We start from the raw sequence: 13,975 nt of genomic DNA on the forward strand, positions 1-13,975 counted from the left end.
CATACTGTCGGCGATGGGTGCTGAGGTGCGTACCGAAGACGGTTGTCGCCTGTGGGCCGACCAGGTCGGCGCCGGCCCGCCGCTGGTGCTCTGTCACGGCGGTCCGGGCCTGTGGGACTACCTCGGCCCGGTCGCCCGGCTGCTCGACCGGCACGCCCGTGTCATCCGGTGGGACCAGCGTGGTTGCGGGCGCTCCGAGCGACGGGGTCCGTACACGATCGGGCGTTTCGTCGCCGACCTCGACGCGGTCCGCGAACACCTGGCCGGACCGCGAACGGCGGTGCTGGGCCACTCGTGGGGCGCGCACCTGGCGCTGCGGTACGCAATCGAGCACCCGGAACGGGTCAGTCACCTGATCTACGTCTCCGGCACCGGCATCGACGCCGAACGCGGCTGGCACCCGCACTACGAACGCAATCTCCGGCGGCGGCTCGGGCCGCACCTGGACCGGTGGGAGACGCTCGGCGCGCGGGACCGCACCCCGGCGGCGGAACGGGAACGGGCGGTCCTGCAGTGGTCGGCCGACTTCGCCGACCCCGACGCCGCCATGACGCACGCCGAGGACATGGCGACGCCGTGGCTGGGCGTCAACCGCGACTGCAACCGGGCCGTCAACGCCGAGGTGAAACGGGAGCTGAGGGGAGCCGGCATCGCCGCGCGGTGCCGGACGCTCGACCTGCCCGTGCTGATCATCGACGGCCCCGAGGACATTCGTCCCCGCTGGGGCGTCGACTCGCTGGCGAAGGCGCTGCCGAACTGCGAGCGGGTCAGCCTTGCCGGGGCCGGCCACCTGCCGTGGGTCGAGAATCCGTACGACTTCCGCCGAGCCGTGACCACCTTCCTCGGCGCGAGGGCGTGAGCGGTCGTCCGAACCTGATTCGGTAGCGGCCTGTCGAGCAGATCGGTACTTACGGGTACCCCCGTCCCGTCCACGGGACGGCTAGAGTCTTCGCGTGATCGACCGGAAGCTGCTCTTGTCCGACCTGCAGAAGCAGGTAAAGAACCTAGAGAAGGACCTGCGGGAGCAGGCCGAGTCGGTCGAGGAGGTGCGCCTGAAGCTGCGTGGCGAGTACGACCACGCCTTCAAGGTCGGGCGCACCGCCGCCACCTGGGCGACCTGGCGCGACGAGCGGGTGACGCAGGCCGCCGTCGCCTGGGTGCTCGGCACCGTCTTCGTGCGCTTCTGCGAGGACAACGGGCTGCTGCCCGACCCCTACCTGTCCGGCCCGGGGGACCGCCTGGTCCTGGCCGAGGAGGCCGAGGCGCAGTTCTTCCGCGACCAGCCGAACGAGACGCTTCGTGGCTGGCTGATGGAAGGCTTCGCGGCGATCGCCGACACGCAGGCCGGCAAGTCGCTGTTCGACGAGCGGCACAACCCGCTCTACCAGATCCCGCTGTCGCACGACGAGGCGAAGAACCTGATCGCGTTCTGGCGTCGGCGCGGCGAGACCGGCGACCTGATCCACGACTTCACCGACCCGGAGTGGGACACCCGCTTCCTCGGTGACCTCTACCAGGATCTGTCCGAGGCGGCCCGCAAGACGTACGCGCTGCTTCAGACGCCGGAGTTCGTCGAGGAGTTCATCCTCGACCTGACGCTGACCCCGGCCATCGACGAGTTCGGCCACGACGTGGTCAAGATGATCGACCCGACCTGCGGCTCGGGCCACTTCGTCCTCGGCGCGTTCCACCGTCTGTTGAAGGAGTGGGAGCGGCACGCCCCCAACCGCGACCTCCACGAGCGGGTACGCCTCGCGCTCGACGCGGTGCACGGCGTCGACATCAACCCCTTCGCGGTGGCAATCGCCCGCTTCCGCCTGCTGGTAGCCGCCCTCCGCGCCAGCGACGTGAAGACCCTCGCCGAATCCGCCGGCTACGCCCTCCCGATGCATCTGGCCGTCGGTGACGCGCTGATCAAGCGCCGACAGGCGATGCTGTTCGGCGAGGACCCGATGACGGAGTTCGCCTACGCGACCGAGGACGTGCAGGAGCATCCGGGCATCCTCAGCCCCAGCAGCTATCACGTCGTGGTCGGCAACCCGCCCTACATCACGGTGAAGGACAAGGGCCTCAACGAGGCATACCGCGAGATGTACGACGCCTGCTCCGGCAAGTACGCCCTGTCGGTGCCCTTCGCCCAGCGCTTTTTCCAACTCGCGAAGAGCGGCGACGGCGAGGGTAAGGGCGCCGGGCACGTCGGCCAGATCACCGCCAACTCGTTCATGAAACGCGAGTTCGGCAAGAAGATGATCGAAAAGTTGTTCGCGGTCGAGGTCAACCTGACCCACGTCATCGACACCTCCGGCGCCTACATTCCGGGCCATGGCACGCCGACTGTCATCCTGGTCGGCCGCGACACCAACCGAGGTCGAGCGAGCACCATCCGCACCGTAATGGGCATCCGTGGCGAGCCATCCGCTCCCACCGATCCCAGCCAGGGCTACGTCTGGCAGGCCATCGTCAGTCAGATCGACCACCCCGGCTCCGAGAGCCAATGGGTCACCGCCGCCGATACCCTCCGCGACGACTTGTCCTCGCACCCATGGAGCCTCAGCGGCGGCGGTGCTGGGGAAGCGCAGACTCGGATCGAAAGGTCGGCTCCGTTGCGTCTGGAGCAAGCCGCTGATTCGGTCGGAATCACGAGTTTCACCCTGGAGGACGATCTCTATCTGCTGCCTGAGCGTTCAGCCCGACGTCATCGGCTTGCCCACGAGCGCTTGCGTGAAATGGTTGTCGGAGACGGACTAAGGGATTGGAACGAGTCAGAATTTGACGCGGCGGTATTTCCCTATGACGAAGAGTTTCGGTCGATCGTAGTCGAGAGTGATATTCCCCTGCTCCGATTCATGTGGTCAGCACGGAATGTCCTGGCAAACAACATCATGTTCGGCGGGAAGACCAAAGTGCAGGGCGGGTTGCGATGGAGCGAGTATGGCCGACTGACAGCAAGCAAGCTGCGGACACCGTTAACGATTGCGTTTGCTTTTGTGGCTACGCACAACCACTTCGTGCTGGATCGGGGAGGGAAGGTCTTCAACCGTTCAGCGCCGGTGATCAAGTTGCCGGAGGGGGCGTCGGAGGACGGTCATCTTCGCCTGCTCGGGGTGCTCAACAGCTCGACTGCCTGCTTCTGGCTCAAGCAGGTCAGCCACGACAAGGGCAGCCAGGGCGTCAATGAGGGCTTCAAGAGCCAGGAGTGGGAACGGTTCTACGAGTTCACCGGTACCAAGCTTCAGGAGTTTCCGCTTCCGTCCGCGTACCCCCTCGACCTGAGCCGGGAGATCGACGGCATGGCGCAGCGGCTTGCCACGGTGACCCCGGCGGCGATCGCCGCCTCTGGCGTGCCGACCCGCGAGCGGCTGGACGCCGCCGCCTACGAGTGGCACTACGTGCGCGGCGCGATGATCGCGTTGCAGGAGGAGTTGGACTGGCAGGTCTACTCGCTCTACGGGCTGCTCGACGAGGACCTGACCGCACCGGAGAGTGTCCGGCCGCCGATGCTGGCGCTGGGGGAGCGGGCGTTCGAGATCGTGCTCGCCCGCAAGATGCGCGACGAGGGCCTGGAGACGCAGTGGTTCGAGCGCCACAAGTCGAAGCCGATCACCGAACTGCCGGCGCACTGGTCACCTGAGTACCGAGCCATCGTGGAGCGGCGGATCGCGGTCATCGAGGGCAACCGCAACATCGGGCTGATCGAGCGGCCGGAGTGCAAGCGGCGCTGGGCCACCGAGGGCTGGGACGTGACGCAGCGTAAGGCGCTGCGCGACTGGCTGCTGGACCGGTGCGAGGCGCGGGAGCTGTGGTATCACCACGTCGACGGCATTGAGCAGCCGCGCCCGTTGACCACCGCGCAGCTCGCCGACGAGCTGCGCCGCGACGACGACGTGCTCACCGTCGCCGGCCTCTACGCGCCCGGCCAGGACCTCGGCAAGGTGATCGCCGACCTGGTCGCCGACGAGCACGTGCCGCACCTGGCCGCGCTGCGCTACAAGGAATCCGGGCTGGCCAAGCGGGCCGACTGGGAGCAGGTGTGGGACCTGCAACGGCAGGAGGACGCGCTGCCCGACGAGGCCGCGAAGCGGGAGTTCCGCAAGCAGATCCCGGTGCCCCCGAAATACACGTCGGCGGACTTCCTCAAGGGCAGCTACTGGAAGCACCGGGGCAAGCTCGACGTACCCAAGGAACGCTTCATCTCGTACCCCGGTGCCGGCCGCGACGGTGACCCGTCGCTGCTGGTCGGCTGGGCCGGCTGGGACCACCGCGAGCAGGCCCAGGCCCTCGCGACCCTGGTCGTCGCCCGCGAGCAGGAAGACGGCTGGGCCGCCGACCGGCTGTTGCCGCTGGTCGCGGGGTTGCGCGAGATCCTGCCCTGGGTACGCCAGTGGCACGGCGAGTTCGACCCGGAGTGGGGTGCCTCGCCCGCCGACATCTACGCCGGGTTCCTCGCCGAGACCACCAACCGGCTGCACCTCACCGACGAGGCGCTGACCTCGTGGCGCCCGCCCAAGGCCACCCGTGGCCGGAAGGCCAAGCAGTGAGCTCGACCGCCCAGGCGGACACCGCGTGGTGGCTCCCCGAGGACGTTGCCCACGTCGAGTGGTGGCTGACGGGCCGTATGCAGTCCAGGCTGTGGCACCTGACCGAACCGGCCACGGTCGCCGACTGGGTCTTCGCCGATCCCGTCCCGGCTCCCCGCGAACCGGCTCCGGCGGACATCGCCCCGGCCTGGCAGAAGCAGACAGCCGGCTCCGGCCTGCACGGCGTACCGGTGGATCTGGCCTGGCTGGACGGTCAGGATCGACAGTTCATCGCCGAGGTGAAGAGCACGACGGTCGGCAACGAAAGCGAACAGCTTCGGTTCGGCCTCGGTCAGGTTCTGGAATACCGCCATCGCTTGGCCATGCTCGACGTGCCGGGCACTGCCGTCCTGCTGGTGTCGCAATACGGCGACCACGCATGGTGGGGTACCTGCGATGACAGCGATGTCGTTCTGCTCGCCGAAGATGACCTGCCGAACTGGTTGACCTGAGAATCACGCCGGAAGGGCCGACTCGTGTCACTCGCTGAGTTTGGATCGTGCGAACTCGACGTGTCTGATCACTCTTTCGGGGAGGAGCGATGAACGCGGGTCTGCCGTTCGGCTGGAGGGTCAGCACGGCCCTTCCGGCGCGCGGACGGCTGCAACAGTTCCGGCTTCAGGACCGTGTCGCGTTCCGCTGTACGCGCTGCGACCGGAAGAAGACGTCCCGGCTGGTCTGCGTCGTTGCCGGAAATTGGTCGTCGCTGCTCTGCAACGGCTGCTACGGCCTCCTGTTGAAGGAGCAGGCGCCGTCTGCCCCGCTTACGGCGCGTGTTCCGGCTTCCGCCGCGCCGCCGCAAGTGCCCGCCTCGGTGGGTGGTGCCCGTGGAAGCCGTGCCGATCAACTGCGCAAGAACATCGCCGAACTGGCGACGCTGCTGCGGACCCGGGTCGAGGAGGGTGAGCGCCGGCTCGCGAAGGCCGATCTCAAGGCACTGACCGCGCTGGCTGATGAGAACGAGACAGTCGTCGCCCTGCGCTATGCGGAGCTGTCGGCCGAGGGCGACGCCTTGGTGGCGCAGGTCGAATTCGACCACCGATCCCACCATCGGTTTGCCCGCGTCGCGGGCATTCTCGCCGCGGAGCGCGGCGACGCGCTCCAGCGGCTGCACAAGCGTTACGAGAAGCGGCTCGCCGCCGTCCGCGCCGCATCGAAGGCACCGGACCATCTCGACGCGATGGTGATGCAGCACGTCGGCGGCGAGGCGTTCCGGCAGGCCCTGGCCGCCGTTCTTCGACGGCGCGGATTGCAGCTCGGTGCGCTCGACGTGCCGACCAGCGGATACTGGGCCTGGCTCGCGGACAGCCGGCTCGACCCGGCGTACGCGGAAGGGGTCCTGCCGCCCCCGGTGCGGGAACTGCGGCGAATGGACGCTCACGCGTTCCTGCGGGTGTTGCACGCTGACGCCTACGGCACCCGGCCGAACGATTTCCTCGGCCATCCCGCCGTTGTCGAACGGTGGCACACCCACTCCGGTCAGGTGTACTCCCACATCAGGGCGGCCCGCGACCAGAGCGCGGCCGAGTTCGAGACGTCCGGAGGCGTCAGGGCAGGCGTGCGACCCGACCGTCTGCGGGCAGACGTCCAGGCGGTCGCCCGGGCCGGCGCGCGTCGGGCCATGTCCGGGCTCAGGCTGAAGGAACTGCGGCTGCGCGCCGTGCGATTCCATCGGACCCTTCCCATGCAACGCCTGCGCGCCGCATGTCTCACCGAGGCCGCAGCCCGGCTCACCCGCGCCGACCCGAAACTCGGCGCACTGGTCGCGTCGGCCTGCGCCGACCACCGCGCCCGGTGCGCGAAGGTCAACGACCCGCACCCGTGCGCCACCTGCGTCCAGGAGGTCGCCGAGCGGGTACGGCAGCATCGAACTCCGCAGCGGGCGGAAACGTTGCCCACCCCGAAAGCGACACTCGAGGCGGAGGTCGACCAGGCCATCGCCGAGCTGAGACAGCAGGTGGCTGGCCCGGTGCCCACTGCCCCGGAAAGCCCCAACGCGTTCGTCTGCTCAGCAGCACGGGAGCGGCTTGCACCGGAGACGCCGGCCGAGCTCGCGGTGGTGGAGACGCACACGGTGCCGGGCAGCCCACGGTTCGGATACGCCTGGGTGACGGAAGCCGGCGAGATGCACACCGGCGTCGGTGCCGCGGCGAACCCGCAGGACGCGTCGGCCCAGGCCGTCTGCCGAGCCGCTCTCGAGATCGGCGAGAACCAGCCGCGCGTACACCTGGTCGCCCGGGACCCCGAGGCGGCCGCCTACGTGCAGCTCGTCCTACGGACCGGCACCGTTCCGCCGGATCCGGGATTCTCGCTGTCGGACGACACAGTCGAACTTCTCGTCGACGTGGCGTCGTTCCGTCAGCACATCTCTGTCCACGCCGACCTGTGCGCGCGTCCACACCGTGGTGCCGAGACCGCCGGCCACCTTGCCGCGCTCGCGCTCTCCGCAGACGGGGGCCGGGGCGCAAAGGGCCGTCTCCGCGTCGACCTCGACATGATCGCTCGCAACTTCGGCAGGGGCGTCGGCTACAAGCCCACCAGCCCGGACGAGGAGAGCGACCACGCCTGGTGGCTGCCGGCGCAGGAGAACGAGCCGTCCCGTCCGCGCGAGCTGGCGTGGCGTACCGCTCTGTACCGGATGCACATCGCCGGCGGATGGTGTGCGCTGCCCGAACCACGTGCGGGGGAGTCGTGGCAGGAGGGGCGACTGCGCCTGCGGATAGACCATGAGGAGACGCGGCGCCCGTCGGTCGGCGAGGTGCAGGAGGTGACCGTGCGCCGCCGTGGCGGACAGTGGGAACTCGCCGACATTCGCTGGCCCCGCAGCCTCGCACCGGGTGTCATCGTTACCTTCCGCCGGCGGCCGGGCGGTTCGATGATCAAGGCGCGCACGGCCCTGCTGCCGCAGCCGGAGCAGGTTGACGGCGTCGAGTTCCTGCACCGATACGACGCCCAGGTGGTGACCCGGGAAAGTGCCCCTGGCTTCGACCAGGATCGGGAGGCTCCGGACCTGTCCGACGCGAGCTGGGTCCTCCGTGCCCTGCGTAAGCTCGGCTACCTGAGCGTCGACGGCACCGCCACGCTGGTCGAGGAGGCACTCGTGCGGAACTGTCTCGCTCTCGGGCTTCCGCGCCACCGTGCGAGCCGCATCGGCAGCGCCGTCGACCAACTGCTGCGCTCCGGTCGTATTCAGCGCGTGCAGGGCAGCCTGGACGGCAGTGGGCGGCCCTGGTACCCGCCTCAGCCGGACCGACACCGCGTTTCGCTGCTGCGGTACGTCCCACGAGTGGAAGCCGTGGAGACGTACCGGGCCACGCCCACGGAGTGGCATCCGCACCGGCGAGGCTTCAAAGTGCCAGGTCACCTGCGACGGCTCCCGCCTGGGGCGAAGGCTTCCGAAGAGCGGATCGAGGCATTCAAGGAAGCGGCGCGCTCCTTCCAGATCGTGGAGCGCGAGCTGCCCGACACGCACACCTACGTGGGGCCTCACGAGAAGAAGCGTTGAGACGTCTTTCTACGACGAGAACTGGAGGCCGCGCGTGGGCGACCTGACCGAGGCCGAGGCCGATGCCGGCGGAGGATGGTGGAACGCGGACGACGTGGCGGACGTGACCGAGATGCTTGCCGCGCGCCGCTCCCGTCTGTGGCAGTTCACCACTCCCGCCGACCTGGCCGCCTGGGTCTTCCAGGCTCCCGAGCCGTCGCCGCTCGCCCCCGTGCCCGGCGCCGTCGACGGCGACTGGGCGGCCGGCCTCGACGAGACGGGCCGTCATGCCTGGGCGTTCGCCGGCTGGGTGGCCCGCACTGTCGTACCGGAAGCCGCCGGCACCGCCGGCAGGTACTGGATCCTGTCCCACCTGGACGATGCCGCACCCGCCATGTTGCGGCTGACGGTCGGGATGCTGGAGATCCTCGGCCTGTACGAGACAGGGGAGGAGGTCTGGCTCCGCTCCCACGCCGCGCCGATCCTCTCGGCGATCGAGGCCGGTGCGATCGATCCGCAGGAGTGGGAGCGCCGCGGCATCGCCGTGGCGGACGACCGCACCAGGACCCTCGCGGAAGACAAGGTCCTCCTCACCTGCCCCGACCTCGCCACGGCACGCTGGCTGCTGCGGCAGCCGCCGGTCATCGCCGGTGTGCGGCTGCTGTCGTGCTGGGTGGCAGCCGGACCGTACTCGTTCGAGGGCCGGTACCGCCCGGAGGTCGTCGCGCGAGCGTGGCAGGCGTCGCAGTTGCTGGACGGTGACGACCCGGACGCGCTGCCCGGTGTCGGTAACGGCTTCGACCGGCCGTACACCGGTGTGACGACCGGCGACCTGCCGGCGCAGCGGTCGTTCGACGCCGACGCCTACCGGGCCGGGGTGGACGAGCATGACCGCCTGTGCCGGTCGCTGATCGCCCACCTGTCCCGCTCGGGTTTGACCGCGGGAGCCGGGCTGGCCGGGGTGAACGCCGACGTGGCGTGGCGGGACGCGGACGGAGGCCGGTTCATCGCCGAGGTGAAGAGCGTGGTCGCCGGCAACGAGGTCGAGCAGCTCCGGCTCGGTCTCGGACAGTTGCTGGAGTACCGGCACCGGTTGGCCGCCCGGGGCGTTGCCGCCACCGCTGTCCTGCTGGTCTCGCGGTGCAGTGATCCGGTCTGGCCGGCCATCTGCGCCGGAAGCGGAGTGCTGTTGCTGACCGGCGAGGAGGAGCCGACGTGGCGCGCGAAGCTCATGACGGCGGCGGTCGGATGAATATGCCGGGACTGTTGGCCGGTGCGCTCAGGGGAAAGTGCTTGCTAGGGTGTCGCTCGCGGAAGCAACTATCAATTTTCGAGGTGGGCCGTGCCGTTCCCTATAGTCCTGGTCGCCGTCGCCGCGGGAACGACGGCGGTCAGCTTTATCGGAAACAAGATCATAGAAAATCAGGCGAAGGGCAAGCTGGAAGAAATAACCAGCGAGCACGACGAGGAGTACGCGAAGCACCGGGCGGCCGCTGATTCCACCTCGGAAAAGCTGAGAGGGTTGGGCGAGTACCAGCAGGCGGCTCTTGACTCCGTGATCCCCCGCATGAAGGCGTTCGCCGAGCGCAACGAGCGCCAGTTGCGGATGCGCGGACGCCAGATCGTCGAGGACGGTGAGGCGCCCGAGAGTCGCGAGATCGAGGCGTCCCCCGAGGTCTCCGGCCCCGGTGAGGTCGCGGCCGCGATGGCCGGCATCGTGTCCGCCGCCGCGGGCAACGGCCTCGGTGCCGCCGCCTACGCCACGGTGGCGAAGGTGGCCACGGCTTCTACCGGAACGGCGATCAACGCGTTGAGCGGTGCGGCGGCGAAGAACGCCACCCTCGCGGCGATCGGCGGCGGCGCCAAGGTCGCCGGGGGCGGGGGGATCGCGGCGGGTGCGCTCCGGCTCAACATCATCACCGCGGTGCCGGCGGTCGCGCTCACTATCGGGCTGATGATCAAATCGAAGTCCGACGCCGACACGGCGATTGCCAAGTACGACGCGGACGTCAAGACGGCGATCGCCAAATACCACCACCAGGACGAACTCCTTCGCGGCATCGACGAGCGGGTTGACGAGATGCAGGACGTGCTGGCCGATCTCGTGCGGCGCGCAGGCGAGACGATCGACAGCCTGGAGCAGGCCGAGCGCGAGCCCGGCGGCTTCGATCTCGCCCGTGACGACCACGCGCACCGCCTCCAGACGGCGCTGCTCGTCGTCAAGGGCGTCGCCGAGGTCAGCGCGGCGCCCGTCGTGAACGAGGATCTGACGCTCGACCCCAGTGGTGAATTCCTCGTGATCAAATACCGCGACTACGACCCGGAGCGCGCACATGCCTGACGCACGCGGAAGCGCCGACGGAAAGCTCGGCTGGATGGCCACTGCCCCGGACGCCGCGCAGTTCCTCATGGCGATCGTCGACGTGGCGAAGCGCGTCGACGCGAACATGACCGAACGCACCCGCATCGAAGCGGAACGCGACAAGGAGATCGCCAGGATCAGCGCGGCGAGTCAGGGCCTGCGGGATTATCTGGATCGCGTTTTCGCCGAGCGCCGGGAACTGCATCAGGGCTTCTTCGCCCGGCTCGACAAGGCCATCGAAGACCGCGATCCGGACACCATCCGCGCCTGCGTAACCGGGATCGTCGAGGTCGCCAAGCACTCGCCGCTGAACGACCTCGTGGAACTGCGCTCGGTGTGGGCGGACCCGAATGCGGTGATCGAGATCTAGCGGCCAATGCGCGGTGCCGGCACGAAGCGGACCCGCCGGAGCGCCAAATCGGGGTGCGCTGTGTAACCGGCATCTTGCCATGAGCGGCTGTGCGAGTGCGTACGGTCGCCGTTCGACCACCAGGCCGCGTAGCGGTAGGCGGAGGGTGGCAAGCCGCCGGGTACCAGGTCCGACACCTCGTCCAGGCTGTACGTGACCGCGTCACCTCGCGTCCGAAGGTGATCGCGTAGGCCGTTGTACTTCGACAAGTTCCTGCCCTTCTATGCGTGCACCAGCCGGCGGCTCACCGGCTTGCGGCAGCATCTGATCACGGAGCGGCAGGCCGGGGCCCGGAGAGATCGACCTCGAACAAGAAGGGCTCGGCTGCCCTGGCGGTGGTGTCCGCGTCGAAGAAGTGAAGGGTCGGTTCGACCAGTGCCTTGGTTACCACTGCCAGCCGCCAACCCGACTCCTTTCGTGCGGAGCGCTCCTCGTTGCGCGTCAGCAGGACCTTGGGCGTCAAGCCGCTCACTCCTTTGACCTCGACCCGGTGCACCTCACCACCCGGAGCGGTGCAGGTCAGATCCCAGCCGCGATTTTGCTTGCTCACGTCCTGCACACGCCACCCGTCGCGTTTGTAATATCTCGTCACCGCTTCCATCCCCGCTGCTTCCACTTTTGCATTGGTTACCGGGTTGCCGAAGCCCGCGCCGGCGGTGGTCACCGTGATCTTCCGTGCCGGGGGAGGCAGGAGCTTTTTCAGCACGGCCAGTTCCGGTTTCGTGACCGCCAGCGGATTACCCATCTGAGGTTGCCGGAAGACTTCCAGATCACGCAGACGATGGTTGCTCTTCAGGCTCGCCCGGGGGATCGGCTGGCCGAAGAGTTCGATGTCGACCGGGACGAAATGCTTGGACTGCCGTCGTAACCGCTCGTCTCGCCAGTAGCCCGGATCCTCGTGCGCTGTGTCGACGTCATCGGCCGGCCCGAGGATCATCCCTTGTCCCCACAGTCCCGGTTCCGGATAGGCCCGGCTCGGCCCGGTCACCCAGAACAGGACCTGCTGGCCTTCCGCCATCAGCGCACTTCGGTAGTTAACACCGACTGACCACCTGTCGATGGTCTCTCCACCGTCCGCCAAGAAGGCGGCCAGGTCCCACACCTCGGGGTTGCATTTCAGCATCCAGGCACCCAGGCTCTCCACCGTCACCAGGCGATTCCCATCCTTGCCCCGGTGCCGCCCCAGATTGGGGTTCTGGCCGACTGTCGCGCTCCGTGTTGTCACTGGCCCGTACTCCCGTGGCCGTCGCCGAACCGGGCTGAGGGCAGGGACGATCCCGCGCGCCTCAGCGTTGCCTGAAGAGATTTTCTCCTTGTGGCAACGGATGCCGACATCATCACTTCAGACAGGCTCGATGTCATCTCACCGACGGCATCGGCGTCCTTCAGCGGAGGGTTGGACGCTGTGACGACCGGCCGCCGTCATCCGGCGGCTGCGGTGGAGTATCCGTCCACCTGCTTGCCGAGCAGGTCTGCGACCTCGTCAGCGTCGGCGTTCAGCACCCCCGCTGTGCCGACGGCGACCAAGGTCGGTCCGACGAGGGCGAAGCCCTGCAGGGCGGTGGCTCCTTGCAGTTCGATTCGTACGCCGAGGCTCTTCTCACCGATTCCCGGAAGGTTCATGAGCGCGTATGTGACCTTCTGGCCGTCGGAGGTGTCCTTTCGGCAGGTCTCCAGTGTCTTCGCCATCTTGTCGAAGGACGCCTTCGCCTGCTCCGGACCGTCGTACTGCCGCAGACTCACCATGATCAGCTGGGCACTCAAGCCGCCGCCCTTCTGGTACGACTTGGAAACCTTGACCTTGGCGACGTGTGGCTGCCGGTAGTTGCAGAATGTCTTGTCCGAGCCGTCCGAGCTGTCGGACTCGTCTTCGCTGTAACCGGTTGGCATGGCGCTGAGCGGCAGCAACGCCTTCGTGAGGGCCGGCTTGTCGAGGATCCTGTATATCGGTGCGGGCGGCGTGGGCACGGGAGCCGGTGCGGTGGACGGCGCGGTTGCATCCGACGCGGCAGGCTGCGGACGCGGAGACTCGGAACCACACCCGGTGAGAGCGAGAGACGTCGCGACAACAGCGGCCATGGAGATGCCGATCAGGTAACGGGGCATGGGGGTCCTTGCTGGTAGTGCCGGCGGGATCAGTACCGATCCGAGCCTGCGGATGCGGCGCGGTTGTCTGCACACGATAGGGCCACTCGGCGACCTTCTCGGTTGCCGGGTTACGTCGGGCCATGTGGCTTGCATGAGCAGCCCTGACACGGCCGGCAGGCCTGCTGTCGTAGCCATGTTCTTTACTTGAGCGCGAGCGACGCTCGATGCGTTCCGGGCGCTTGAACAACGATCGGCAGCGAGTAGGAGGCGGGCATGCGCAAAGTGGGGTGCTCACCGACCGACGTCGAACACTTGGCATGTGCTGTCCGAAGTATCCTCGGCTCGTCCTCCACCTGGCGGCCGATGCCGCTGGGCTATCCGGACGCCCTTGCCCTCTGCGTCATAGACGCCATCTGGTCCATGGGTGTCAATTACCGGGCAGTGGAGAACGTGGTCGATCGCTACCGGTCGTCGCGGCGAGCCGAGGGTGGGGATCCGGATAGGGATCGTGTGTCCGATCTACTGCAGCATTACGACCGGATCGGCGGACCCGAAGAGTTCGCGACCCAGGTGAAGAACCGGCAAAGGGCATCGACCCGGCCGGGCGCTGCGCTCAAGGCAACAGCGATCCACCGGGCGGCACTGGGTCTCCTGGAGATGGGGATAGAGACGTGCGAGGAGTTGTGCGCTGCAGCAGGGGGACCTGATGAAGCGCGGATGAAAAGCTCCTGGCGGGCGGTGCCAGGGCAGGGTTCGGGCATCTCGTGGCGCTACCTCCTGATGCTTGCGGGCACGCCCGGCGTGAAACCCGACCGAATGATCCGCCGGTTCGTCGCTCGAACGCTGGGGGGCAGGACGGACGTGGCTCCGGACACCGCCGCCTGCCTGGTGGTGATGGCGGCCGAACTCCTCGACGTGTCGCCGACATCACTGGATCACGAAATTTGGCGTTACGAACGCAGGGGGCGGCGGCGTCGTCCTGAAGGCGGCTGACGACGCCGAAAGACATCGCCTCCGGGACCAGTGGCTCACGCAGGGGAGACCGGGTGATCGGT

Annotated in this window: 10 protein-coding genes; 8 read left to right on the top strand and 2 right to left on the bottom strand. The window is 68.1% G+C overall.

Translation table 11 applies throughout. The features are described 5' to 3' along the window. The first annotated feature begins 13 nt into the window (after positions 1-13). From BFV98_RS02430 to BFV98_RS02460, 7 genes are all read left to right on the top strand, one after another. Complete coding sequence (locus tag BFV98_RS02430; protein WP_071094704.1) at positions 14-859, top strand: alpha/beta fold hydrolase; 846 nt, start codon at positions 14-16, stop codon at positions 857-859. 94 nt (positions 860-953) lie between these two features. Further along, on the top strand, positions 954-4,538 hold the full coding sequence (gene pglX / locus BFV98_RS02435; protein ID WP_071094706.1) for a BREX-2 system adenine-specific DNA-methyltransferase PglX: 3,585 nt from the start codon (positions 954-956) through the stop codon (positions 4,536-4,538). Further along, on the top strand, positions 4,535-5,029 hold the full coding sequence (locus BFV98_RS02440) for a hypothetical protein (protein WP_071094707.1): 495 nt from the start codon (positions 4,535-4,537) through the stop codon (positions 5,027-5,029). Before pglX ends, BFV98_RS02440 begins: the two co-directional genes overlap by 4 nt. A gap of 89 nt (positions 5,030-5,118) precedes the next feature. Then, positions 5,119-8,082: a hypothetical protein gene (locus BFV98_RS02445; RefSeq protein WP_071094709.1), complete on the top strand. Its 2,964-nt coding sequence runs from the start codon at positions 5,119-5,121 to the stop codon at positions 8,080-8,082. Between the two features lie 34 nt (positions 8,083-8,116). Continuing rightward, the gene (locus tag BFV98_RS02450) at positions 8,117-9,313 is read left to right on the top strand and encodes a hypothetical protein (protein ID WP_071094711.1); all 1,197 of its coding nucleotides are present in this window, start codon (positions 8,117-8,119) and stop codon (positions 9,311-9,313) included. A gap of 90 nt (positions 9,314-9,403) precedes the next feature. Next, positions 9,404-10,402 (top strand): hypothetical protein, encoded by a 999-nt coding sequence (locus tag BFV98_RS02455; RefSeq protein WP_071094713.1) that lies wholly within the window; start codon positions 9,404-9,406, stop codon positions 10,400-10,402. Next, a complete protein-coding gene (locus BFV98_RS02460; RefSeq protein ID WP_071094715.1) occupies positions 10,395-10,793 on the top strand; it encodes a hypothetical protein in 399 nt (132 codons plus the stop codon). Before BFV98_RS02455 ends, BFV98_RS02460 begins: the two co-directional genes overlap by 8 nt. Positions 10,794-11,100: 307 nt before the next feature. Here BFV98_RS02460 and BFV98_RS02465 read toward each other — a convergent pair whose 3' ends face one another. Continuing rightward, a complete protein-coding gene (locus tag BFV98_RS02465) occupies positions 11,101-11,982 on the bottom strand; it encodes a protein NO VEIN domain-containing protein (RefSeq protein WP_071094716.1) in 882 nt (293 codons plus the stop codon). Positions 11,983-12,254: 272 nt separating this feature from the next. Beyond that, positions 12,255-12,938 carry a hypothetical protein gene (locus tag BFV98_RS02470; RefSeq protein WP_143025308.1) on the bottom strand — a complete coding sequence of 228 codons (684 nt, stop codon included), beginning with the start codon at positions 12,936-12,938 and terminating at the stop codon, positions 12,255-12,257. A 255-nt stretch (positions 12,939-13,193) separates the two neighbouring features. On the opposite strand from BFV98_RS02470, the gene BFV98_RS02475 reads away from it, so the two are divergent. Continuing rightward, positions 13,194-13,913, top strand: coding sequence for a hypothetical protein (locus BFV98_RS02475; RefSeq protein ID WP_071094720.1), 720 nt, complete (start codon positions 13,194-13,196; stop codon positions 13,911-13,913). Positions 13,914-13,975: the final 62 nt, after the last annotated feature.

It is taken from the genome of Micromonospora sp. WMMB235 (genome assembly GCF_001855515.1).
Classification (GTDB): domain Bacteria; phylum Actinomycetota; class Actinomycetes; order Mycobacteriales; family Micromonosporaceae; genus Micromonospora; species Micromonospora aurantiaca.

Excerpts from the sequence above, each read along its gene's own strand:
- BFV98_RS02475 (WP_071094720.1), top strand. The coding sequence starts at position 13,194 with ATGCGCAAAGTGGGGTGCTCACCGACCGACGTCGAACACTTGGCATGT.
- BFV98_RS02470 (WP_143025308.1), bottom strand. The coding sequence starts at position 12,938 with ATGCCCCGTTACCTGATCGGCATCTCCATGGCCGCTGTTGTCGCGACG.
- BFV98_RS02445 (WP_071094709.1), top strand. The coding sequence starts at position 5,119 with ATGAACGCGGGTCTGCCGTTCGGCTGGAGGGTCAGCACGGCCCTTCCG.
- BFV98_RS02430 (WP_071094704.1), top strand. The coding sequence starts at position 14 with ATGGGTGCTGAGGTGCGTACCGAAGACGGTTGTCGCCTGTGGGCCGAC.
- BFV98_RS02460 (WP_071094715.1), top strand. The coding sequence starts at position 10,395 with ATGCCTGACGCACGCGGAAGCGCCGACGGAAAGCTCGGCTGGATGGCC.